Source organism: Enterococcus sp. DIV1283b, from assembly GCF_051710965.1.
GTDB classification, from domain to species: Bacteria; Bacillota; Bacilli; order Lactobacillales; family Enterococcaceae; genus Enterococcus_B; species Enterococcus_B lactis.
Window position 1 is genome coordinate 393,837 of sequence record NZ_JBIOLR010000001.1, and the last position, 25,279, is coordinate 419,115.

Annotated in this window: 19 protein-coding genes and 1 other annotated feature (1 of these 20 running past the window's edge); of the genes, 11 read left to right on the top strand and 8 right to left on the bottom strand. The window is 39.1% G+C overall.

All coding sequences use genetic code 11. The features are described 5' to 3' along the window. Positions 1-98, top strand: a binding site (T-box leader) (it extends 108 nt beyond the left edge of the window). Positions 99-202: 104 nt separating this feature from the next. From tyrS to IGJ53_RS01935, 6 genes are all read left to right on the top strand, one after another. Then, positions 203-1,459 carry a tyrosine--tRNA ligase gene (gene tyrS / locus IGJ53_RS01910; protein ID WP_002315946.1) on the top strand — a complete coding sequence of 419 codons (1,257 nt, stop codon included), beginning with the start codon at positions 203-205 and terminating at the stop codon, positions 1,457-1,459. A 290-nt stretch (positions 1,460-1,749) separates the two neighbouring features. Further along, entirely contained in the window at positions 1,750-3,627 is a 1,878-nt protein-coding gene (gene tdc / locus IGJ53_RS01915; protein ID WP_002286400.1) for a tyrosine decarboxylase, read from the top strand. Positions 3,628-3,893: 266 nt separating this feature from the next. After that, positions 3,894-5,291 carry a tyrosine-tyramine antiporter gene (gene tyrP, locus IGJ53_RS01920; protein ID WP_002316652.1) on the top strand — a complete coding sequence of 466 codons (1,398 nt, stop codon included), beginning with the start codon at positions 3,894-3,896 and terminating at the stop codon, positions 5,289-5,291. 108 nt (positions 5,292-5,399) lie between these two features. After that, the gene (gene nhaC, locus IGJ53_RS01925) at positions 5,400-6,767 is read left to right on the top strand and encodes a Na+/H+ antiporter NhaC (RefSeq protein WP_010731892.1); all 1,368 of its coding nucleotides are present in this window, start codon (positions 5,400-5,402) and stop codon (positions 6,765-6,767) included. A 243-nt stretch (positions 6,768-7,010) separates the two neighbouring features. Then, positions 7,011-7,607 carry a hypothetical protein gene (locus tag IGJ53_RS01930; protein ID WP_010731893.1) on the top strand — a complete coding sequence of 199 codons (597 nt, stop codon included), beginning with the start codon at positions 7,011-7,013 and terminating at the stop codon, positions 7,605-7,607. Positions 7,608-7,698: 91 nt separating this feature from the next. After that, a complete protein-coding gene (locus IGJ53_RS01935) occupies positions 7,699-8,397 on the top strand; it encodes a hypothetical protein (RefSeq protein ID WP_010731894.1) in 699 nt (232 codons plus the stop codon). A 209-nt stretch (positions 8,398-8,606) separates the two neighbouring features. Here IGJ53_RS01935 and IGJ53_RS01940 read toward each other — a convergent pair whose 3' ends face one another. From IGJ53_RS01940 to IGJ53_RS01960, 5 genes are all read right to left on the bottom strand, one after another. After that, positions 8,607-10,361 (bottom strand): RNase A-like domain-containing protein, encoded by a 1,755-nt coding sequence (locus tag IGJ53_RS01940; protein WP_438749417.1) that lies wholly within the window; start codon positions 10,359-10,361, stop codon positions 8,607-8,609. Positions 10,362-10,738: 377 nt separating this feature from the next. Beyond that, the gene (locus IGJ53_RS01945; RefSeq protein ID WP_010731896.1) at positions 10,739-11,764 is read right to left on the bottom strand and encodes a LacI family DNA-binding transcriptional regulator; all 1,026 of its coding nucleotides are present in this window, start codon (positions 11,762-11,764) and stop codon (positions 10,739-10,741) included. Between the two features lie 21 nt (positions 11,765-11,785). Further along, a complete protein-coding gene (locus tag IGJ53_RS01950) occupies positions 11,786-12,793 on the bottom strand; it encodes an aldose epimerase family protein (protein WP_010731897.1) in 1,008 nt (335 codons plus the stop codon). After that, positions 12,786-13,451: a beta-phosphoglucomutase gene (gene pgmB, locus IGJ53_RS01955; RefSeq protein ID WP_010731898.1), complete on the bottom strand. Its 666-nt coding sequence runs from the start codon at positions 13,449-13,451 to the stop codon at positions 12,786-12,788. The genes IGJ53_RS01950 and pgmB overlap by 8 nt, the downstream gene beginning before the upstream one ends. Beyond that, the gene (locus tag IGJ53_RS01960; protein WP_010731899.1) at positions 13,444-15,738 is read right to left on the bottom strand and encodes a glycoside hydrolase family 65 protein; all 2,295 of its coding nucleotides are present in this window, start codon (positions 15,736-15,738) and stop codon (positions 13,444-13,446) included. Before IGJ53_RS01960 ends, pgmB begins: the two co-directional genes overlap by 8 nt. 258 nt (positions 15,739-15,996) lie before the next feature. Here IGJ53_RS01960 and IGJ53_RS01965 point away from each other — a divergent pair, with 258 nt between their 5' ends. Next, a complete protein-coding gene (locus tag IGJ53_RS01965) occupies positions 15,997-18,162 on the top strand; it encodes a PTS transporter subunit IIBC (RefSeq protein WP_010731900.1) in 2,166 nt (721 codons plus the stop codon). Positions 18,163-18,349: 187 nt separating this feature from the next. Then, the gene (locus IGJ53_RS01970) at positions 18,350-19,180 is read left to right on the top strand and encodes an endonuclease/exonuclease/phosphatase family protein (RefSeq protein WP_010731901.1); all 831 of its coding nucleotides are present in this window, start codon (positions 18,350-18,352) and stop codon (positions 19,178-19,180) included. A gap of 101 nt (positions 19,181-19,281) precedes the next feature. Here IGJ53_RS01970 and IGJ53_RS01975 read toward each other — a convergent pair whose 3' ends face one another. Further along, a complete protein-coding gene (locus IGJ53_RS01975; protein ID WP_080114400.1) occupies positions 19,282-20,982 on the bottom strand; it encodes a hypothetical protein in 1,701 nt (566 codons plus the stop codon). 462 nt (positions 20,983-21,444) lie between these two features. On the opposite strand from IGJ53_RS01975, the gene IGJ53_RS01980 reads away from it, so the two are divergent. After that, on the top strand, positions 21,445-22,605 hold the full coding sequence (locus IGJ53_RS01980; protein WP_010731903.1) for a class C sortase: 1,161 nt from the start codon (positions 21,445-21,447) through the stop codon (positions 22,603-22,605). A gap of 15 nt (positions 22,606-22,620) precedes the next feature. Further along, entirely contained in the window at positions 22,621-23,064 is a 444-nt protein-coding gene (locus IGJ53_RS01985; protein ID WP_002373302.1) for a GNAT family N-acetyltransferase, read from the top strand. A gap of 350 nt (positions 23,065-23,414) precedes the next feature. On the opposite strand, the gene IGJ53_RS01990 is transcribed toward IGJ53_RS01985, so the two are convergent. Continuing rightward, positions 23,415-23,945, bottom strand: a complete 531-nt coding sequence (locus tag IGJ53_RS01990; RefSeq protein ID WP_002314051.1) for a phenolic acid decarboxylase — start codon at positions 23,943-23,945, stop codon at positions 23,415-23,417. A 104-nt stretch (positions 23,946-24,049) separates the two neighbouring features. Between IGJ53_RS01990 and IGJ53_RS01995 the strand changes: the two genes are divergently transcribed. Further along, positions 24,050-24,604, top strand: coding sequence for a PadR family transcriptional regulator (locus IGJ53_RS01995; RefSeq protein ID WP_002373300.1), 555 nt, complete (start codon positions 24,050-24,052; stop codon positions 24,602-24,604). Between the two features lie 156 nt (positions 24,605-24,760). On the opposite strand, the gene IGJ53_RS02000 is transcribed toward IGJ53_RS01995, so the two are convergent. Then, the gene (locus IGJ53_RS02000; protein WP_010731904.1) at positions 24,761-25,234 is read right to left on the bottom strand and encodes a MerR family transcriptional regulator; all 474 of its coding nucleotides are present in this window, start codon (positions 25,232-25,234) and stop codon (positions 24,761-24,763) included. Between the last annotated feature and the right edge of the window lie 45 nt (positions 25,235-25,279).

Sequence of the window (25,279 nt, forward strand, 5' to 3'; positions counted from 1 at the left end):
CTGGCAGTGATTGCCACGCGACAGCGTTAAATGTTCGAGAGGTATGTTGGATATCTAGACATACAAATTGGGTGGTACCGCGAGATTTCGTCCCTTGGCTATATGCCAAGGGACTTTTTTTATTTTCCATCCCGAAGAAATACGTAATGACACATGCTAGCAGGTTCCTGCTTTCATAAAAAACTACACGGAGGTCAGTAAAATGAATATTATTGATGAATTAACTTGGCGCGACGCCATTAATCAGCAAACAAACGAAGAAAGACTTCGCGAGCTCGTTGAAGAAAAGAGCATTTCACTTTATTGCGGCGTTGATCCAACTGGTGATTCGATGCATATCGGACATTTGATCCCATTTATGATGATGAAAAGATTCCAATTGGCTGGCCATCATCCATATATTCTGATTGGTGGCGGAACAGGAACGATCGGCGACCCAAGCGGCCGTAAAACAGAACGTGTGTTGCAAACGATGGAACAAGTGCAACATAACGTGGATGCACTTTCCAATCAAATGAGAAAATTGTTTGGTAAAGACGCAAATATCACATTTGTGAACAACTACGACTGGTTGTCAAAAATCTCTTTACTTGAATTTTTGAGAGACTACGGTAAAAACTTCAACATCAATACGATGTTAGCAAAAGATATCGTTGCCAGCCGTTTGGAAGTAGGGATTTCATTCACAGAATTCACTTACCAAATCCTGCAATCCATCGACTTTTTACATCTGCATAAAACATACGATGTACAACTACAAATCGGTGGAGCAGACCAATGGGGAAATATCACAGCTGGTTTAGACCTGATCCGAAAATTAGAAGGACCAGAAGCAGAAGCGTTCGGTTTGACGATTCCATTGATGTTGAAAGCGGACGGAACGAAATTCGGAAAAACCGCAGGCGGTGCCGTTTGGCTTGATCCTAAGAAAACTTCACCATTTGAATTCTACCAATTCTGGTTGAATCAAGATGATCGTGATGTAGTGAAATACTTGAAATTCTTTACGTTCTTATCTCAAGAAGAAATTGAAGAATTAGCGAAAAAAGTAGAGACAGAACCTGAGAAACGTGAAGCACAACGCCGTTTGGCAGAAGAAGTTACAAGATTTGTGCATAGTGAAGAAGACTTGAAAGAAGCGCAAAAAATAACACAAGCATTGTTCTCTGGAAATATTAAAGAACTAAATGCGGAAGAAATCGCGCAAGGATTCGGTAAAATGCCGAACGTTGAAATTTCAAGCACACCTGAAAATATCGTGGAGCTACTTGTTTCCACAAAAATTGAACCATCTAAACGTCAGGCACGGGAAGATGTTTCAAACGGAGCTATAAGTATTAACGGTGACCGCGTTACCGATTTAAATTTTGTCATAAATCCATCCGATGAATTCGATGGTAAGTTTGTGGTTATTCGAAAAGGTAAGAAAAATTACTTTTTGGCCAAAGTAATTGATTAGAATTTAGTAAGTTTTTGCCTTGAAAAAGGGGAATACTATTACAACATTCCAATTTTGAAACCCATCCTAAAATAGAACGCTGGTTGTCGTTAATACAATCTTTGCGAGGGAGTTTACTTTTGTAAATTCCCTCGTTTTTTTTAATTATTTCAAAAGTGTGAATAATTCGGATAATTGATACATATTAAAATACGATTAAAAAACGGGCGAAAGCTTAGTTTACAGAATAGGAGAACAGGTGTAATGTAGGGCTCGACAAAATTTAAATATTTTTTTAGGAGGGTTTCACTATGAGTGAATCATTGTCGAAAGATCTAAACCTAAATGCCCTATTCATTGGGGACAAAGCTGAGAACGGCCAAATCTATAAAGCTTTGTTGAATGAATTGGTGGACGAACATTTAGGCTGGCGTCAAAACTACATGCCTCAAGACATGCCTATCATTACGCCAGAAGAAAAAAGCAGTGCTAGTTTTGAACACACTGTGAATAAAACAAAAGATGTTCTATCAGAAATTTCAGCGCGGATGCGTACCCATTCCGTTCCTTGGCATAATGCCGGACGCTACTGGGGTCATATGAACTCTGAAACATTGATGCCATCTTTACTAGCGTACAATTTTGCTATGCTATGGAATGGTAATAACGTTGCTTACGAATCTTCTCCTGCAACAAGCCAAATGGAAGAAGAAGTAGGCATGGAATTTGCAAAATTAATGAGCTATAAAGATGGCTGGGGACACATCGTTGCTGATGGTTCTTTAGCAAACTTAGAAGGACTTTGGTATGCCCGCAACATCAAATCATTGCCACTTGCTATGAAAGAAGTGACACCTGAACTAGTTGCTGGAAAAAGCGATTGGGAATTGATGAACTTGTCAACAGAAGAAATCATGAACTTGTTAGACAGTGTTCCAGAAAAAATCGACGAAATCAAAGCTCACTCAGCACGTAGCGGAAAACATTTAGAAAAATTAGGAAAATGGTTGGTTCCACAAACAAAACACTATTCATGGCTAAAAGCTGCCGACATCATCGGTATCGGTTTAGACCAAGTAATTCCAGTGCCAGTTGACCATAACTATCGCATGGACATCAACGAACTTGAAAAAATCGTTCGTGGTCTAGCAGCTGAAAAAACACCAATCTTAGGTGTAGTCGGTGTTGTAGGATCAACAGAAGAAGGAGCAATCGACGGTATCGATAAAATCGTTGCATTGCGTCGCGTATTAGAAAAAGACGGTATTTACTTCTACTTGCATGTAGATGCTGCTTATGGCGGATATGGCCGTGCGATTTTCTTAGACGAAGACAACAACTTCATTCCATTCGAAGATTTAAAAGATGTTCATTACAAATACAACGTCTTTACAGAAAACAAAGATTATATCTTAGAAGAAGTACACAGTGCATATAAAGCAATCGAAGAAGCAGAATCTGTAACGATCGACCCACATAAAATGGGCTATGTTCCATATTCTGCCGGTGGTATCGTCATCAAAGATATCCGCATGAGAGACGTTATCTCTTACTTCGCAACATATGTATTTGAAAAAGGTGCAGATATCCCAGCATTACTTGGAGCGTATATCTTGGAAGGTTCAAAAGCAGGGGCAACAGCAGCCAGCGTTTGGGCAGCACATCATGTCTTACCTTTGAATGTCACAGGATACGGTAAATTGATGGGTGCATCAATCGAAGGGGCACATCGTTTCTACAACTTCTTGAATGACTTGTCATTCAAAGTAGGTGACAAAGAAATCGAAGTTCATCCATTAACTTATCCAGATTTCAACATGGTAGACTACGTATTCAAAGAAAAAGGCAACGACGATTTAGTTGCGATGAATAAATTGAACCATGACGTATACGATTATTCTTCATACGTGAAAGGAAGCATTTACGGTAATGAATTCTTAACTTCACATACTGACTTTGCTATCCCAGACTATGGCAACAGTCCATTGCAATTCGTGAACCAACTAGGATTCTCAGATGAAGAATGGAACCGTGCCGGAAAAGTAACTGTATTGCGTGCTAGCGTAATGACACCATACATGAACAAAGAAGAACACTTTGAAGAATATGCTGAAAAAATCAAAGCAGCTCTTCAAGAAAAATTGGAAAAAATCTACGCAGACCAATTATTGGCAAGCGAAGCAAAATAAGCAAGGTAATCATGTTAGAAAACAGCTTGAATGCTAACTGTTTCTGACGCATGTTTGGATCTGAAGAGCAAGGGGTGACCTAAGCTCTTCGATCCCTTTGTTTTGAGGTTGTCTTTGAAGAACTCCTTCAAGCAATAGACTCAAAGAATCCCCTCAAATATTCGCTGAATTGTTTCGTTTATTGCTGAAACTACTTCAAAGACACCGTTATTTTATCCAAAAAATCAAGGAGAGTGTCAACGGTGAGTAAATCTGAAGTAAGTAAAATGGGTCTTGGGACCTTTATCGGTCTGACAATGGCACTGTGTGCAACGGTTCGGAGTATTCCTACGTTAGCCGCAGTCGGTTGGACATTGATTTTTTATTCAATTTTTGCAGTTTTGTTTTTTGCCGGTCCGATATCAATGGTTTCCGGTGAGCTTTCAACGATGCTTCCTCAAGAAGGCGGTCCTCAGTTATGGGTAAAAACAGCACTGGGCAGCAAATGGGGATTTGTCGTTGCATGGCTATTATGGGTGCAAATGTTCCCAGGTATGGTAATGGTCGCTTCTACTTTAGGACCATTGTTAGGAAACACATTTGGTAATGTAGAACTTGGCAATAATCATTGGTTCGTTTTAGGTTGTATTTTAGTTATCTACTGGATCATCACGATCTTGAACTTGAAATTCGATATGGCAAAAGTCGGCGGGAACATCGGTGTATGGCTAGGGGTATATATCCCAGTAGTCATCATGTTCGTTTTAGGTGTTTTGGCAGCCTTCAAAGTCGGACTAGTCTCAAACGGCTATCTAGGTGACTTTTCATGGTCAAAAGCTTTCCCTGACTTGGAACATATTGATTCATTGAAATACTTAGCTGGTATCACATTTATTTTTGTTGGGATCGAAATGAGTTCTGTTTACATGCCTCGTTTGAAAGACGCAACAAAAAATTATACAAAAGGCGTATTTATCGCTTTGATCGGATTAGTTTTATTGAATGTCATCAATGCGATGCTTGTTGCCAATGTCGTACCAGATGGAAAAATGGAATTAGCAAATATCACGCAGCCAATCTTGATTGATTGCCAAATCCTAGGCTTACCAGAAGTGATTGGAAATATCTTCAGCTTCATGGTATTTATTGGTGTGCTTTTACAATTATCAGCTTGGGTTACTGGACCATCAAAAACAATCATCCAAGTAGCTCGTGAAGGATTCCTTCCACCAAAATTCGGATTCCATAAAGAAAACAAATACGGCGTATCTAGAAATGTCGTTCTAACACAATCAATCGTTATTTCATTATTTGCTTTGCTTTATGGTGTAATGGATGACGTAAGTGCTGTGTTCTTGACACTTACAAATGCTACAACTGTTATTTATTGTATCGTGTACATTTTGATTGCTGTTTCATTGCTTAAAATGCGTAAGAAACATCCAGAATTTGAACGTCCTTACCGAATTGGTAAAAACGGAAACGGCTTAGCTTGGGTAGTCAGCTGCATGCTGATCTTCTCTATCATCGTTGTCGTATTTGCTACATTAGGTACAGCGACATTGAGTGATGCATTATTAGTAGCAGCTATCACAGTGGTCATGTTCGTTATTCCATTGATCATCAATCACTTCAAGAAAGATTCTTGGGGGATTGAGGTAGAAAAAAGTTTAGAAGAAAAATAAAAAAATAAGTCTTTCAGCCGACGATCTGTCGCTGATTTAGTAGGAGGTCCTGCCAAGTGAATAGTTTTTTCATGGCAGGGCCTTTTCATTTGAAATAGGAGATCGACGATGAATAAAAATATTTCTTTAAAAGAAAGTATCGCTGTATTGATCGTGTTGTTGGCACTCCTAGGAGTACTAATCATCGGATTCCAACTCTCGCCACATATCCCGATCCTTGCAGCTTTCATGTGTTTGTTGTTTTATGGCAGATTTAAAAAGTTTTCATGGGATGAGATCCATGATGGGATCATCAAAGGAATCACTCCGGGGATCATTCCGATCCTGATTTTTCTTTTGATTGGCGTCTTGGTTGCCTCTTGGATTCTATCTGGAACCATCCCTACGATCATGGTTTATGGATTCAAACTTGTCTCTGTACGTTTCTTTTTACCGACAGCATTTCTTGTTTGTGCAATTGTCGGAGTGACAGTCGGCAGTTCATTTACGACGATTTCGACGATTGGGATTGCTTTTTTGGGAATCGGTCATTTGCTTGGATTCAACGATGCAATGACTACAGGTGCGGTCGTTTCTGGTGCATTTTTAGGGAATAACTGCTCGCCTCTATCGGATACGACGAACTTGGCGGCTGGTATCGGCGGAGTCAATCTATTCGAACATATCGCTGGCATGCGTTATACGGATTTTCCGGCATTCGTCCTTTCGTTGCTTTTTTATACGATATTAGGACATAACAGTCATTCAGCCGACCTAGCGAGTATCAATGAAATGATCCAAAATATGAAAGCAAGCTTTTGGATTTCTCCTTGGACATTGATTCCGTTAGTTATTTTATTTGGCGGGGCAATCAAAAAAATCCCAGCTATCCCTACATTATTAGCAGGATCGACAGCCGCCCTCGTTCTTTCCTTTATCCATGAGAAAAGTTTGACGATTGGAAAAGCAGCAGACATCTTGATGAATGGTTATGTCGCGCATACACCTGATCCCAAGCTAGATGAACTGCTTTCTCGAGGCGGGATCATGAGTATGTTGGGTTCAGCCAGTTTGATTTTACTGGCATTGGCATTAGGTGGTTTATTGATCAAATATTTGATTGTTGAGACCATCGTGCAAGAATTAAAAGAAAAGATGGACCGACCTTCTCGTTTAGTCGGGTTTACTGCCTTGAGTTGTATCGGAGTCAATCTGATCGTTGGAGAGCAGTACCTGTCCATCATTCTTCCGGGAGAAACATTCAAACGCTCCTTTGATGAGGTTGGCTTATCAAAAAACTATTTGACACGGACGTTAGCAGATTCAGGAGCAACCGTTAATTCTCTTGTACCGTGGGGAGTTAGCGGCACATTCATTATGGGGACGATGAAAGTTAGCGCGTTGCATTACTTGCCATTCGCTTTTTTCTCGATCCTTGCTCCTATCTTTACAATAATAGGCGGTTTTTTATTGAATCGCCGACATGTGAAAAATTGAAGAAAAGATCAAAAGGTTGTGACTATTTTTGTCACAGCCTTTTTTGCGAAACTAGCGATTTATACGATTGAAAAACTATCTTTTCTTCAAAAAGAAATAATAGGAATAGAAGCCTTGATAATTGCGATAAAATAAAAATGGATAGATAAAATTCGAGAGAAACATGTATTGACGTAGCAGATGAAAGGGTCAGATTTGTTGGTGTATCATGAGTGCCGTTAGAAGAACACAAGGAGAGAGAAGATGGAACTATTAGAAAAAGAAAGTATTGATTTTTATTTGGAGCGTGCTTGGACCGTGTTACGGTATGCTTTTTTCAAGGAAGAAGAGTATGACGGACTAAATAGTCATCAGGAGGCAGTTTTAGAATTTCTCAATTACTCAAATAGATTGCGTACTGCCAGGTTATGGCGGAGCAAAGAAGGGCTTATAGTTTCTAAAAAAATATATGCACAGAAACTTTACGAATTCAGAGAAGAAAAAATCAACTATACGGATATCCGATTTTTTGACAAGATGAAAGAGTATCCTATTTATGTGAATAAAGAAATGATGAGGGCGAAAAGAATCACGCCTGAATCATTCTGGGCTGAGGATAGTATCTATCGGACTTCTTTTCTTGATGCGCCTCAAGGAGCGGCAGGAACGGAAGAAGAATTTAACCAGTTGAATGATCGTCTTTTCCCAGATAAAGATCATCTGCATATTTACCTTTGGAACAATGAATTTACGAATTATTATAATAATGGTCGTTATTGGGATGGCGCTTATGTGTGGTCAGTGTATGACGAAAAGAGAAAGCGATTCACTGTTTTCGATGCTATACTGGTATTGGATTGAATTACTTCATAATAGTGAGATAGCGAGAATCTACATCTTTAAAATCCTCATGTAATGAAACGAGAGGTAGTAAAAATCGGAGGAGGACAAAATGAAACTTTTGAAGGAGGTAACAGATCGATTATACAAGAAGTATATTCTAGATTTAGATTATGTTATTTTATCTGTATCAGATTATCAAGGATTAGATAGCCATCAAGAAGCTGCAATCATATTACTGAAATATGTAAATAATGAATGGTATAAAGGTGTTAGAGGGACAAAAACTATACGTAAACCTACGCCGTTTGTAGAGTTCATATTCCAAAAATGGTTACAGCAAAAAATGAAAGGTAAACCATCGGGTATGACTTTTCATGAATATTTACGTGAGCGTCGGAGTTTAAAAAGAACTGTAGATAACTATTGGCGAACGGAGAAGCCGATAAAAACGAGATTAGTACATACCGACTGGATATCTTTTGATCATGTGGCTGGTTACCCAATTTATTTGAATAAAGAGCGAATGATTCCATCTCCCATCGATTTTGAAGAAATGCTTCAGCCAGAAAGTCTTTATGAAAAGGTTTTTTTTGAAACGCCTTATGGACTTTATGTAACAAAAGAAGAATATTTAGAGCTGAATAATTATTTGTTCCCTAATAAAAAGAACTTAGTAGCCTATAGCTGGAATGACAGTTGGTCTAGTTATTTCACACCTGGGAGAGGATGGCGTGGAGCGCATATGTGGACGATTTATGACTCGTTAGAAAAGAGGATGGTTGTCATTGGTGCTTCAACGACGGATTAGTTTATATCTGTAAGAGTTAGCTAATGTTACTAAATATAAAATGTATCAAAATAAAAACCCGCAACGCGGGTTTTTTGTAGTTGCCTTTCTAAATCTGGAAAAGCGGTTAAAATATAGTATCTTCGATTTTTTCGAACGATAGTCTCAGTTTTTTGAATAATCACTCTAGCGTAGACAATATGATTATGACGATTGAATATATCGTCAATTCAGGCTACACGTATGCGTTCTACACCTCTTCCTAAAGATAATCCAAAGGATAAGTAACCGTAAGATTCATAACGTATACGCTTTTGATTATTTGGTTGTAAGTGACAATGACCGAAATTCAACTTGGAACTACCCGTTAGTAATCCTTGGTTTTTTGCAGACCATATCCCATAATTGATCATTACCAAAGCTTGAAGAGCATTGTAAAAGCTAGCGTGGTTTGATATATACGAGTTGGCATCCAAACGCCTTTCTAAGTCTGACCAAGATTGTCCAGAATGGAGTTCTAAAGTATGACCTTTCCCCCCATCTGCAAAGCGTTCATCATAAATCAAATCAAGTGGGGTATACCACCTGTCTTCGTTTTCCTCATACTGCTTCAATTGTTCCACTAATGTGTTATAGAGTTCGCGTGTCCATACCCCTAAAGGCGCAAATACTAAAATATGTCCGAATTGATCAACAATATTTCCTGTATCAGGATCGAATACACCTCTTCGCCCATCGATCGTGATCGAGTCATCTATTGGGATGGCTGCTTCACTGTAAGCAAAATCGATCGCTCCCCACTGGTATTCTGGAACGGCTACGCGAGTGTCAGCGTACACGAACTTTCCTGTTGCATCAAGGACAACCGTTTGTCCGTATAAGGTAGCGATTATACCAGAAGGATCGAAGCTCAATCCGTTTTCAGTCGGTGCCAAGACTTCCGCTAAGTTCTCTTGTATATCGGCAGTGCGTGTATGATAGGCTTGCGCCATTTGCTGAGCCGTCTGGACAGCGACTTCTCTTGAGGGTGTTTCGATCACCCCAAATTCAAAAGTGGTGTTTTGCTGGATATATTCCAGAAAGTCTTCTTGAGTCGCAATCTGGCTCATCAAGACAGACATCGGGACACTTAATTCGACTTCATGGACGAAGGAACCGTTGCTACCCCGATGGCCATAATTGTGACCGGAGATCGTTAGTAATGTTGTATCACTGCCGACTCGAGTTTCCATGACACGAACCATTTCCAGTAAGAAGAATTGATCTTCGATGAACATTCGATCAGCTACCGAGGCATCACGTCCGATCACGCCAGTTCGAGCGCTTTCGGTAAAAAGAGAACCATAAGAGATCAGTTTACGGAATGCCGGATGGTCATTGATCGAAAAGCGATAAGCACCATGATCCGTTGTTCCTGTCAAATATTCCCGCATCAATGCATGACTGGTCACGTCTTGCGCGTATCTTTTTTGCAGACCTTGCGAGAAATTATAGGTACTAGTAGTAGAATCAATTCCCGAAGTGGCAAAAGCGGCCAATTCTTGTTGCAGGGCAGGATTATTGGAAGATAATTCATACAAGCTCGCATTCGTTTTGAGTAAGTCTGCAGTGGCGACGCCTAAGGAGGAACCTAATTGGTAAAAACTATAACCAAGTCCTGCTCCTAGGATAGCAGAAACTACTGCAGCAGAAGCAGGGAGGGAAACCAATGCAGAACTTAATGTAGCACCAACAGCAGAAAAAGGAGAGAGGAAAGAGGATAAACTGAAGCCATCGGTGAAAGAAACCAATGCTGCGTTATGCGGATCTGGTTCTTGGGTAGTGACAGGGATACGAGAGATAGACGGGAGTTCAGGAACAACTTCGGTCGTCGCATGTTGTTCTGCTTTAATCGTATACGTTTCTTGGGCGTGCGTTTGGACAGGCGTGGCAGCAAATGGCAGAAGTGTCAACACAACAAAAAACAAATGAGTGCGTTTTTTCATGTTTTCTCCTTTCAAGAACACGTGCGGCTGATCGACAAGGGGGTCTTTTGCACCTCCATTCATTCCTATTCGATTACACATTTAATTATTCTTGAAAAAACAAAAGAATACAAGGCGTAATAGAAAAATCAATTTAAAAAAATGTTTTTTATATTATTGGTGTTTCCTTTGTGTATTCTTATGGAAGACAGTAGTTATGTCAAATAATCGTTTGTTTTTGACGCATAATCGTTCACACAACTGATAAAGAAAAAGAAGGGATAGATTTATCTATTTTAATATTAATGTTATTTAATATTTGGTTTTTAAACTTATAAAAATAACGTATTTTATGTAAAAAACTGACCATAGGATAAATGGTCAGCAAATTCAGTGATTTAACTAAGTTTCGTGCTTTCTAAAGGAACGACTGTCTCTCTTTTGATCAAGCGATGAGGGATGACCAAGCGTACGCCGCTACTTAATTCTTCATGGATCAGTTCACGCAGTTTTTGCATAGCGACACGTCCTAATTCGGAGATATCGATATCGATGCTTGTAAGGTAAGGATGTGTCAATGTTGAGAAGATCGAGTTGTTGAAGCTAATGACGGAAAGTGTCTCTGGAATGACATAACCATACATTTGTGCCAACTGCATCGTGCGAAGGGCGAAGATATCGTCAATGACTACCAATGCTGTGGCTTCGTTTTCTTTCAACGTTTTCTCAAAGGTCAGATAATCTTCTGTATGTTCCAGTACTACACTGGAAAACGCAGGAAGATCAGCCATCATCATCGCTTTTTGATAACCGAAATATCGTTCGAAATACAAACTCTCATGAGTCGTATTCGTCACGAATAGGATATTCTTATGTCCATTCTGGATCAAAAATTCTGTTGCTTGTTTGCCTAGAAGCTGGTTGTCATTATCTACATAAACGATTTCGTTTTCGTGATGATAAGGCTGTCCGATCAAAGTGAAAGGGATGTGGTTTTGGTATAAATAATCAATGACAGGGTCTTGACTATCTGAATACACTAGAATAAAACCATCTACTTGTTTTTGTAGATGCATACGCTGGACGTTCTCTAACAGTAAATCAAAATTTTTAGCAGTAGCAATCGCTGTCGTCATATCATAATTCCGAGCTTCTTCGTTGATTGCTTCCATGATCTCAAGATAAAAGGGATTCCCAATCCGCTCTTTTGAATCAAGAGGGGGTAAGATCACGCCGATGGCACTGGAAATGCGTTTTCCTAGATTGCGGGCAGTCATGTTAGGAACATAACCTAGTTCATCCATGATTTTTCGGACTTTCTTCTTTGTTGCTTCGGAAATACTAGGATGATCATTGATAACACGAGAGACGGTCGAGGTAGCAACACCGGCTTTTTTCGCCACATCTTTTACGGTAATAGCCATGATAAAAACACCTTTCTCTTGTTATTGTGCAGAGAACCGATAAATCGTCTGACTGATCCGTTCTTGACCAGGATGGAGGTTGATCGATCCAAAGTTGGGGAAATGAACGATATCAGGGATTTCTTGCGGTTCGATTGCTAATCCGTAGTTTGAATGCATCTGTTTTCCGTTGACAGAGAAATCAGCTTCAAATCCAGTCGTAGAAAATAATACCATACTTTTATTGGAAGTTGCTATAGTCATTTGACGACCAGAATGCTTCTCGAATAATTGTAAGGAAGTTCTGGAAAGCCTAGGATGATGCAAAAGAAACACATCATCTAGTCCAGCTGGATAACAAGCAAGGATTTCTTGCAGTGTTGGAGATTTTCTAAAGTCGATGGGCAGGTCTTCTTTTTTCGTCCAATTTCCAGTAGGTAGTTTTTCTTGATCTAATTCAAGTATACCATCTAAGAAGACCGTTAACTGATGGTCGTAGATGTCTCTTTTTCCATTTCCTGAAAGGTTGAAGTAGGCATGATTGGTCGGATTGCAGATGGTTTCGACCAGGCTACTGGCAGAGGTCGTCATCTCTAATTCGTTTTTTGTCAAACGGTAAGTGATCGTAGCAGTGATTGGTCCTGGATAGGTAGAAAATTCATCTTTTAAGTAAAAGACCACGCCTATTGATGAAGGAGTTTTGAAAACTTCTACTTCCCAATATTGGAAAGACCAGCCTTTCGTGCCACCGTGGATATGGTGTGATCCGCAGTTTTTCTCCAATCTATGCTCACCCCAGGAAGCATCTCGGATCCTTCCAGCTACAGGTCCGACAGTTGCGCCAAAAAAGTTTTTATCTGTTAGAACATCTTCGAAATGATCGTAAGACAATAAAATATTTTCTGATTTTCCTTCTTTGTCTGGCGCGAAGATTTGATGCAGGCGGGCACCATAGTTGAGAAGAACGACTTCTAAATAGTCGTTCTTCAACGTGATTTTCTTTATTTCAGTCTCTGGGACTGGTACGACGGAGATTTCTGGATTATCCATGGTCATGCCACTTTTCTTTTAAGTAATCAATCGTAAGAAAAGTCGTATCAGGGACAAGCGGGATCTCCTCTCCAAGGTCTTCAGCACGTCCCACGCCAATTGGTTGAGCACCACTTGAGAGGATGGCTTGGATACCAGCTTGCGCGTCCTCAATCCCGATACATTCTTCTGCTTTTAGTCCGACAGCTTTTGCTGCAAGGAGGAAGATATCTGGCGCAGGTTTTCCGCTTGCTGCTTCTGCCGGGTCGGCAATAGCGTCAAAGTAAGGTGTGAGACCCATTTTTTCAAGTAGGAAAGGCCCATTTTTACTTGCAGAAGCAAGAGCAATCTTGATTTTTTCTTCTTTTAAAGAATCTAGTAAAGGGACGACCCCAGAGAAAACATCTTTTGGTTCGATCGTCTGGATCATCTCTAAATAATAATCATTTTTTCTTTTTGCTAATTCTGCAAATTCTTCCTTTGAAAAAGAGTGTTCTTTTCCGCCATAAGCTAAAAGCAAAGAGAGAGAGTCTTCTCGGCTGACGCCTTTTAGCTGTTCGTTGAATGTGCGGTCGATCGTAATGCCGATTTCCTGACCAAGCTTTTGCCAAGCACGATAATGGAATTCGGCAGTATCGGTAATGACGCCGTCTAAATCGAACAATACCCCTTTAAACATTTGCTTCCTCCTTTCTTAGCGTTATTTCTAGGCGATCCTCTAAAGTGTAAGACTGTTCATAGACGAAAAGTTCCAGAGGCATACCTTCTAATAACTCGAAAGTAACTTGTTCATCTGTAACTGAGATGAATAATAAACGTCCGCGATAATTGATATGGAAAGAATAAGCATTCCAGGTTTTTGGCAGAAATGGTGCGAATTTCAATTGATCATGGGCGGTTTTCATTTGTGCAAATCCTTGGACGATCGACAACCAGCTGCCAGTCATGGAAGTGATGTGCAAGCCGTCTTCTGTGTCGTTATTGTAATTATCCAAATCCAAGCGAGCTGTTCGTTGGTACATTTCTACAGCTTTGTTTTCCATTCCTAATTCTGCTGCTAAAATCGAATGGATACTTGGTGAAAGGGAAGACTCATGGACAGTCATTGGTTCATAGAAATCAAAGTTTTTTTGTTTTTCTTCTTTTGTAAAAGTATCGTTGAAGAAATAAATCCCCTGTAATACATCTGCCTGCTTGATGAAGCAAGATCTAAGGATTTTGTCCCAAGACCAATGTTGGTTCAGAGGAAGATCGCTTGTGGGAATATCGGATACAGGCATGAGATCTTTATCTAAGAATGTGTCATGCTGGACAAAAATACCTAATTCTTCGTCCACTGGGAAGTACATGTTCTCTGCGATGTCTTTCCATTTGGCTAGTTCTTCTTCGCTGATAGTGATAGCAGCTTCTTCTTGATAAGTTAAATAATTTTCTCGCGTGTAACGCAAGACCCAAGCTGCGATCGTATTTGTATACCAATTGTTATTGATGTTGTTTTCATATTCGTTTGGTCCAGTCACTCCGTGGATCATGTATTTATTTGCTCGTTTTGAAAAATGGACACGGTCTGCCCAGAAGCGGGCGATTTCTGCTAAAACTTCCAGACCTTCATTTTTCAAATATTCCGTATCACCGGTGTAATTCGTGTAATTGTAGATTGCATAGGCGATTGCACCATTTCGGTGAATCTCCTCGAAAGTGATTTCCCACTCGTTATGACATTCGACGCCAGTGAAGGTGACCATAGGATAAAGCGCGCCTTTTAATCCTTGCTGCTGAGCGTTGTGGATCGCTTGCGGCAGCTGGTTATGGCGGTATTTCAGAAGATTTTTAGTTACTTCGGGTTTGGCTAAAGCGAGATAAAGAGGGACTGCATACGCTTCTGTATCCCAGTAAGTGGCACCGCCGTATTTTTCTCCTGTGAATCCTTTGGGTCCAATATTCAATCGTTCATCTTCGCCGTAGTAAGTAGAGAATAGTTGGAACAAATTGAACCGAATACCTTGCTGTGCTTCTTCGTCTCCTTCGATGACTACATCGGCAAGCTTCCATCGTTCTGCCCAAGCCGCTGTTTGTTCTTCTTTTGCTTGGATATAATTGTTTGTCTGATTTGCTAATTCTGAGACGGCTTTTTCTGCTTGCTGCGCTTCTGGGATATCTCGACTAGTAAGAACGATGATTTCTTTCTCTACTGTCCATGTCTCGCCTTGAGATAATTCAGCAGACAGGCAACCATGTAAGGCTAAAGTATCTTCGTGATAGTCAGGAACGACTGCTTTTCCGTTAACGAAATGACGCATTGTTGCAGTAACAGTGAATTGTTCGATCCCGAAGTTGTTTGGAATAGTTTTAGTTGTCAAATAGCCGATTTCTTCTATGGTTCCACGATCGATCTCATTCCAAAAATGTTCATCATAGTTGCTGTCTTCGTTTTGGACATTTCCATCCAATTTCGATACGAGGTCGACTGTTCCATTACCTTCAAGCATTTCTATAGTCAAATGGATGTAAGCCGCTTCTTTTTTGACAATGCTTAAAAAACGTTCAAAGGAGATACGTACTTTATTAGTAGAAGTAGTGATTGTGAACGTACGAGATAACACACCATTTTTCATATCTAGTTCCCAATAAAAATCTTCTGGTTCCAAAGAAGCCAAGTCGATCAGCTGATCGTTGATCGAAATATCTATTGCGATAAAGTTCAAGGCATTGATTACTTTTCCAAAGTACTCTGGATAACCGTTTTTCCACCAGCCGACACGTGTCTTATCAGGATACCAGACACCGGCCAAATAAGTACCTTGATGGTGGTCCCCTGAGTAAGTTTCTTCAAAGTTCCCACGCATCCCCATATAACCGTTTCCAATACTTGTCAGAGATTCTTGCAGTCGAAGATTTTTTTTATCTAATTGGGTCGTGCTGATTTTCCATGGATCAATAGCAAATAGTCGTTTGATCTGTTTCATTGTTCTCCTCCTAATGAGCTGTTTTATACGTTCATAATAAGCGCAACCGATTGCGTAAGTCAATAGACAATAGGAAATATTTCATAGAAAAAAGCATAAAAATAAATTTTTTTCGAGCTATTTATAGAAGGGAACTTATGTATTATGGGTTTTAAAGAATGGTATAGACAGAAGAATAAAAAATAAAGCATTTACAAAAAAGAAAACGCACGCTATAATACATTTAACGAAACCGATTGCGTAAAGGAGCTAAACGGAATGAAAAAGATATTTAGTTTTGAGTTTTGGCAAAAATTTGGAAAGGCTTTAATGGTTGTGGTGGCAGTGATGCCGGCAGCTGGATTGATGATCAGTATAGGGAAATCAATTCCTTTGATCAATCCTGAGTGGACGCCGCTTGTTACAACAGGCGGAGTAATAGAAAATATTGGTTGGGCAATTATTGGTAATCTTCATATTTTATTTGCTTTAGCAATAGGAGGAAGTTGGGCAAAAGAACGAGCAGGTGGGGCATTTGCTGCTGGGATCTCATTTATTTTGATCAATCGGATCACTGGGGCCATCTTTGGTGTCACAAGCGACATGCTTGCGAATGAAGATGCGTTTACTCACACTCTTTTCGGTACGAAAATCATGGTAAAAGGGTTCTTTACAAGTGTGTTGGAAGCACCAGCTTTGAATATGGGTGTATTTGTAGGGATCATCGCTGGTTTTGTCGGGGCAATGGCTTATAATAAGTACTATAATTATAGAAAATTACCGGATGCTTTGTCTTTCTTCAATGGAAAGCGCTTTGTTCCGTTTGTCGTTATCTTATGGTCAACGATCGTGGCATTGATTCTTGCTGTTGTGTGGCCAAACGTACAGGCCGGAATCAATAATTTTGGTTTATGGATTGCAGAATCACAGGAAAGCGCACCGATTCTAGCACCGTTTTTATTTGGTACATTGGAACGTTTGCTATTACCGTTCGGATTGCATCATATGCTGACGATTCCTATCAACTATACACAGCTTGGCGGATCGTACGAGATTTTATCAGGTGCACAGGCAGGAACACAAGTTTTTGGACAAGATCCGTTATGGTTAGCTTGGGCCACTGATTTAGTGAATCTTAGAGGTGCAGGGGATATGTCACAATATGAATTTGTGTTGCATAACTGGACACCGGCTCGTTTCAAAGTAGGACAAATGATTGGTTCTTCGGGTATTTTGATGGGGATGGCATTTGCGATGTACCGTAATGTCGATCCTGATAAGAAAGCAAGATATAAATCAATGTATTTTTCAGCAGCGTTAGCTGTCTTTCTAACAGGTGTAACAGAACCATTGGAGTTCATGTTCATGTTTGCGGCTGTACCATTATATGCCATTTATTCAGTCATTCAGGGAGCTGCATTTGCGATGGCAGACATTTTACCATTGCGGGTCCATTCATTTGGAAATATCGAATTGCTGACGCGGACACCATTAGCTATCAAAGCGGGTCTAGGTGCAGATCTTATCAACTTCGTGTTATGTGTGATCGTTTTTGGTGTTGTTACGTATTTCTTAGCAAATTTCTTGATCAAAAAATTCAACTTTGCTACACCTGGGCGTAACGGAAATTATGACAATGACAGTGAAGAAACCACTGTATCTAACAGTGGAACAGGAACAGCAGATCAGCAAGTGGTCCAGATCATTCATTTGTTGGGCGGAAAAGAAAATATCAAAGATGTCGATGCCTGTATGACTCGTTTACGTGTAAGTGTAAACGATCGGGAAAAAGTTGGGACTGAAGAAGCCTGGAAACGAGCAGGAGCAATGGGGCTAATCGTCAAAGACAATGGAGTCCAAGCAGTTTATGGACCAAAAGCAGATGTCTTGAAATCAGATATCGAAGATTTGTTGCAATCAGGAGCAGAGATTCCAGAGCCGCAAATGGTTTCTACAGGAAATGGACAAGCAGATAGTAAGCATTACTTAGGTATAGAACAAGAACTAGTTTCCGCAGCTTCTGGGGAAGTGATTCCTTTAGCTGAAGTAAAAGATCCAGTATTCTCACAAAAAATGATGGGTGATGGCTTTGCTGTTATTCCAACGTCAAGAGAAGTTGTTGCGCCGATCGCTGGAAAAGTGACAAGTATTTTCCCTAGCAAACATGCAATTGGGCTAGAAACGAAAGATGGCGTCGAAGTTTTGATCCATATGGGGATTGATACAGTCCAAATGAATCAGTCAGCTTTTGAGATTGCTGTCAAAGAAGGACAAAAAGTAGGAACAGGAACGAAATTAGCTGAGATGAATCTTGAGGTGATCCAAAACGAAGAAAAAGATCCAACGATCATGATCGTATTTACGAATGATAAAGTGGAAGAAGTAGTGATCAAGCAATTAGGGACAGTGGCAGCTGGTAAAGTGATCGGCTCCATTAAAATATAAGGGGAGGTTGTGAAATCAGTGTCCTGACCTGAGTATTAGAGAGACAAAACGGCAAAATAGCTTCTCATATTTTGCCGTTTTTGAGCTAATACCGAAGGTCAGCTGATTGAACACCGTTTATCGAGAGGTTGTGACAAAATTTTGTCACAACCCCTTTTGTTTCGAAATGAAGAGAAGGAGAAGAACCATGAAATTCATGACATTGAACACACATAGCTGGCTTGAGCCAGAACCAGAGAAAAAATTACAGGAATTAGCAGAGAAGATCCTGTTAGAAGATTATGAAGTGATCGCTTTACAAGAAATCAACCAATTACTAGAATCTGAAGAAGCAGACCCTGCAAAACTAATGAAGTTCTGTCCAGTAGAGAATCAAGTTCCTATCCGCAAAGATAATTTTGCCTACTGTTTAGTCCAGCTTTTAAAAGAACAAGGAAAAGAGTATTTTTGGAGTTGGGAAATGAGCCACATCGGTTATGATAAATATGAAGAAGGAAATGCGTTGCTTGCGAAAAGACCATTGGAAAGTCAGGTCCTCACCGTCTCCGAATCTCAAAAGAAAGAAGATTACCGGACGCGCAAGATCTTGATTGGAAAAACAAAAATGGATGATCAAGATATTTTTGTCTCTAGCTGCCACTTTTCTTGGTGGACAGATAAAAAAAGCGGCTTTTATTTTGAGTGGAAAAACTTGGAAAACTACTTTTTTGAAACTCACGCACCACTTTTTTTCCTAGGTGATTTCAATAATCCAGCAAATTCTGAAGGTTATCATATAGTAAAGGAAAGCGGTCTTCTTCTTCGAGATTCGTATGTTATCGCGAATGAAAAAGGCAAGGCTGCTACTGTGGAAAAGAAGATTGATGGTTGGGAACAAAATACAGAAAAATTGCGTATAGATTTCATTTTTGTCCCTGAAGGAGTACAAGTAAAAAAATATCAACGGATTTTTGACGGGATCGATAGTCCAATCATCAGTGATCACTATGGGGTTGAAATCGAAATAGCTGTACGATGAACGAACAAAAATATGACACAAAAAAACTAAACAAAATAAAACTCTCCGATCGATCCTACCGTTCGGAGAGTTTTTTTGATTGGATGTATCATCCGTTTTGACTAAGCATGTAGATGCTTGTATCTATGATAAATAAATAAGCACAGCAAGGTAAACCAACCAATCAAAGTAAGAGAAAGAATGAAATAGAAATAGATCGGCGTTCGATAATGAAGCGTGAGCTCGTTGATCCCTTTTTGCTGATTCACAATCGGGGTCCCGATATCCGTTAATTCATAATCAGTCAATGTTTTTCCATTTTGCTGTAGTACAGTCCGATCATAAACGATAACAGGGATATGAACCGTTTTGTCCCCAGTATTTTTCCACTTGATTGTCAAAAGACCGCCTGGATGTGTTTTTATGAAAGTTGTTTCGTTTTCTAATATTTCTTCGTTATATCGGTCATATTTGTTGTCTTTTGTCTCCTTATAGATTGGGAGATAGTCAGGGGTGGTTTTTTGAAAAACGAATAAGCTGGTAGACATATCTTTACTGAAGAATGTTTTCCTTGCTTCTTCCGGTGTATCGAAGAGATAAGTATGTCGACTGACAAATGTTTCATTCTCCCACTTTTCTAGATGCTGGTATAAGTTTTGGATCGTCTGTGCAGAAAAAATAAGAATACCCAATATACCTAAAAGACGGAACCATTTTTGCTCAGACCATTGATTTAGTGAAAGGGCAAGGTAAAGCAGAAGCAATAGCGTAAATGGGACGAAAAATCGAAATGGAAACTGAATTAAGCTAATAAAAGGCACATTTTTTTCGATCAATGTCGTCCAGGGAATCAAGCTAGTAGAAAGAAAAAAGAAAACAAGACTTGTATACAACACGATTTTTTGGAACAAGGTGTTCTTTTGTTGAAAGAAAATAAAAAGCAAAAAACCTGATAATATCAATATCGGAAAGGCTTTAGGGTAATGAAGCCAATAACTGCCATCTAGGTCGATCGCCTTTTGACTCATTTCTCTGTTAACAAAGGGAGGAAGAATCTTATTCCCGCTGTAAACAATAGCCAGTCCTGCCCAAATATTTGCTGTCAGAACAAAATAAAGCAAGACCGACTTGATCAGTTGAAGCAGTGCTTTTCCTTTTTCAGTCTGGTTAAAAAAGTAATAAAGATAAAAAGGAATATACATCAAAGCTAACATGATCGAAGACAGTAGATGAATCTGCGTCATAAGTCCAACTGATATCGCAACTTTGATCACAGGAAACTTTTTATGAAGGACGAAATCAGCAATAGGGATCATGCATAAAGGGTAGAAACAAGTTCCCCAACTAGTGAATCCTTGATTGATAGACCAATATTGAATAGAATACGTACTCATGAATAAAACGGCTACTGGTACACTTACCCAGTTCCGAACATTGACATATCTCAGTAAAATCAGCATAGAAAATCCTGAAATAAGATAAAGAATAAAATTTGAAAGAATCTGATAGTGAAACCAACTACCTGCAAGCAACACGATCAATCCTTGTAAATAAGCAAAAAATGGGCCGTAAACGGCATTAACGATCCTACCGCTTTGCTGGAATCCATAAAGGGAAGGAAAATAATGGAAATCCCCATGTTTGATTTGTTGCGCAGCATCGTAGAACCGATTGTAATGGAAGGGGGCATCAGCACCCAAAATTAGTTTATGTGTGAATAAATGAGGCATGAGAAATGCCAAAGCAATGAAAAAAATTGCTAAAAACGGGCCATATTTTTTCAATTGTCGAACTCCTTTGCAAACTTTAGATAAATTCATCATATATCCTATGCGGTAGGGAGGCAAGAAATTAGAAAATTTATGAAAATATTTATGAATTTTACAATAAAAACATAAGTGAAATTTCTAAGGAGAGAGGATGTGACAAAGCCATGTCGCCTCCCTTGTTTTGAGTCAAAATTTTTCTTAATACTCGAAACAAAGTAGTTTTTTTCATGACCTCTCGGTAAACGGTGTTCAAAAGCTTGCATCTGCGGTAATAAGCCCAACCAAACGAAAAATAGGAGGAGCTATTTTTATTTGGCTGTTCTTATGACTTGATGCAGGACAGCTTTTTCACAACCTCTGATTCACGGTGTTCCAGAAGTATCTTCTTCGGAAATTTCTTCTTATTTCTTGAAGCTAACCACTTCTGTCACAACCTCATCGGCTTTCATTTTCTATTTTTTTCCTGAACCCATATAATAAAAGAAAGAACAAAAAAACTTGCAAGGGAGGACACATGTGAAGCAGAGAAAACAAAAACAGTCTCGTCGGCTTTTGTTTCGTTTATTTTTATTGATATGTATCGTCGTAGGGTTACTAATCGCTTTGTATCCATTTTATGTGGATTCTTTAAATAGTCTTATGGATCAAAAACGAATGGAACAAGTACAAAAACGAACCGCAGCCGAAAATGAAGCGCAGCGAAAGAAAATGGAGGAGCAAAACCAACGATTAACTGACCAAGGATTCAATCCCGGGGCTGATCCTTTCGATGAACAGAACAGAAATGAAAGCACGACATCCAGCCAATTAGAGGAATGGCTGATCGGAAGTGTCAATATACCTAAAATCCAAATAAATATTTCACTTTATGACCGGCTTAACGGCATGATTCTTGAGAATGGAGCAGGCGTCTTGCAAGGAACTTCTTTCCCACTTGGTGGAAATTCGACGCATTCAGTGATTTCTGCTCACAGCGGGTTACCCAATCGACGATTATTTACCGAGTTAGATCGTTTAGAACACGGAGATACGTTTATTTTGACTGTTTTGGGGGAGAAATTGGCTTATCAAGTTGAAAATATACAAGTGGTACTGCCAGATGACACGTCTGTTCTAACGATTGAAGAAGGAAAAGACTTAGTTACCTTGCTTACATGTACACCGTATATGATCAACACGCATCGTTTGCTAGTGACGGGACATCGGATTCCTTATAGTGAATCGGTAAAAAAAGCAGAAGAAAAAGGAAATCAGGAAAGAACTTTGCGACAGTTGCTTATTCTTGCAGGAACGATAATAGCTGTAATCATACTGTTACTGTTTATTGGACGACTGATTTATCAGTATCGGTTAAGTAAAAAAGTGCTTGATTTTTCATTTATTATAAGTGATTCAGCAGGAAATCCAGTAAATGGTGGCTCATTTATTTTGAAACATAAGAAAAAAACACTTACTAGAAACGGTGTGCCGTTTTCAGTGCAAAGCGATCATTATGGGAAAGTCAAGCTGGATCAATTACCTGGTGGGACTTATCGAATCGTATCAGTTGATGATCCTAAAGTCGCTGCATCTTTTGGTATCAGAAAATTAAAACAAGAAAAGATGTACTTTTTTGAGGGGCGAAAACTAGTGAAAGAACTTCAAAAAAATGGTTTTTGGTTTAAACTCAATGACTAAGTAAGGAGAGAAAAAATGATTCGTACAACAACAGAATTGTCTGCTGAAGAACTGGAAACTGTTCTATCGATTTGGCTGCATGCTAATTTGGATTCTCATGGATTCATCTCACCAACTTATTGGGAGAGTCAAATAGAATCTGTTAAGAAAGCTTTGCCAGAGGCAGTGATTTATTTAGCAGAAATAGATCAGGAAATCATCGGTTTTGCTGGGGTGATCGATCAGTTCATCGCAGGGATTTTTGTAAAGAGGGAATACCGGCAACAAAAAATCGGTACGCAACTAATGAAAAAAATAAAAGAAACCAATAAAACACTGACTTTGACAGTCTATCAAAAAAATCAATCAGCTATTCATTTCTATCTTTCACAAGGCTTTACCATTCAAATACTGCAAAAAGATGAAGCAGTAAACGAGGAGGAGCTTGTGATGCAGTGGAATCAAACCAATGATTTTTGATGAACAGAGTAACGAAATAATGCTCCCAGCCTAATTTTTGCTGGGAGCATTATTTCATTTTGAAGTCACTATTTTAACTGTGTGAAGATGCAGATGTTACGACCTTTGATAAACGGTGTTCAAAAGCTTGCATCTGCGGTAATAAGCCCAACCAAACAAAAAATATGAGTAGCTATTTTTATTTGGCTGTTCTTATTACTTGATGCAGAACAGCTTTTTCACAACCTCTCCACTAAACGGTGTTCAAAAGCTTGCATCTGCGGTAATAAGCCCACTAGCCTAGAAAATATGAAAAGCTATTTTCTGACTAGCGTTCTTATTACTCAAAGCATAACGCAGTTTTCACAACCTTATTTTACTCGTTTATAATTTTCATCGAAGTATTTTCCGCTACGGATATCATCAGGCATTCCATCATATGGTGCTTCACTAATAACATCTTCATTGTCTATACCTGCATCACCCATATAAGTGATCGTAGCAAATTCAGGAACAAGTAATTTTGGATAAGTTTCATATTTTTCACGAGCTGCTTCCATTTCTGCGATATGTTCATTTTGGAAAGTAACAGTGATTTCTGGATGTTCTTCAACCCATTTAGGGAAAAAGATCATTCCGTGAAGTTTCTTTTCATTTGGCATAAAGTCTAATGCAACGTCTGTCCCTGTTGGTTCTGTCCAAGTAATTTTGAATACGCCATCTGTCAATTTAACGATATCAGCTTCTTGGTCTTTTACCCAACGACCTTTGACCATTCCGCCGTGGATACGGTAATCGACAGTATGGTCATTTTTTGCATACCATTCATATTCCCAACCGTTGTCATACGTATAAATAAAGTGAGTTCCAATAAAATCTTCCAATTCTTTAAATTCTTTCATGATTAAGCATCTCCTTATAAATTAAAACATGTAATAAACTACATGTTTTTGATTACTCGTTTATGATAGAATGGATTTAAAGATTTGTCAAGGAGGAAAAACTGATGGCAAGAAAAAATACACTTCGCTATATTTTATTAGGGTTATTGAGTAAGAAGCAGATGACAGGATATGAATTGAATCAATCATTCAAAAATGAAATAGGAGAATTTTGGCAAGCAAAACATAGTCAGATTTATCCTGAGCTGGCAAAAATGGAAGAGCAAGGAATCATTCAGCATCAAGTAGAGATCACAGGCGAAAAATTGGAAAAAAAAGTTTATGAATTAACAGAAGAAGGGAAGGAACAATTAGCAGAGTGGATTCATACACCGACCAATGAACTGCCGGCTAATCGAGACGAATTCGTTTTAAAATTGTATTTCGTCAAAGACGTGAATGATCCGGCATTAGTAGAAATCATCCAGCAGCAGCGTGATCTTCATGAAGAAAAACGACTTCATCTATTAGAGCGGAAAAAAACAATCTTTCCTACAGAAAAAGAAAAACATGAAAATTACGGACATTACTTGATTTTAGCGCATGCGATCAATCGGGAAACAGAATATGCAAGTTGGCTGACGGATGTATTGGAAGAAGAAAACAACCGAAAAAAATAAACTAAAAAATATCCGAACAGTGATGGATGCTTCCTTTCTATGTGAAAGAAATACAGATCACCGTTCGGATATTCTTATGTTCAAACAGGCTTTTTCTAAGTGTTATATGTATCATCTACTTTTTAAAAAGTCTGATGTTTAGGAGATTAGCGGGGCTTAGAATTCTTTTAACAGCTGATCGTAGTCAGCTTTTTCATCGACAGGAAGGAGTTTGTAAGACAATTCGTCTGTCTCGTTGTCATGAATGATGTACATCTTAGCATTCTCTTCTTTGAAGTTACCAATTTGTAAAATCGTATAGCGTTCGTCGATCAATTCGATATCTTTGATTGCTTTTGAAAAAACTTTGCGGACATGATGCATTTTCTTTTGTCGGATTTCTGCCTTTTCTGCAGCTTTAGATAAGGTAAATCCGTCATCTAAGTATTTTTTGATCAGTTCTACTTTTATAACTGTAGGCAAACGATATTTTCTAGGACAATTCGCATCAGCTTCGATCGAACGAATGAATCCCTTTTGTTCCCAATACCTTAATTGACGTGGAGACACACCGACGATATCACTTAATTCACTGATGCCAACAACCAATTGATCGTTTTCCAACAAACGTTTAAGGGAAGCCCCAACCATTTTTGTCACTCCTTTTGTCCTCTTACTTTCCTTAATTATAGCTGT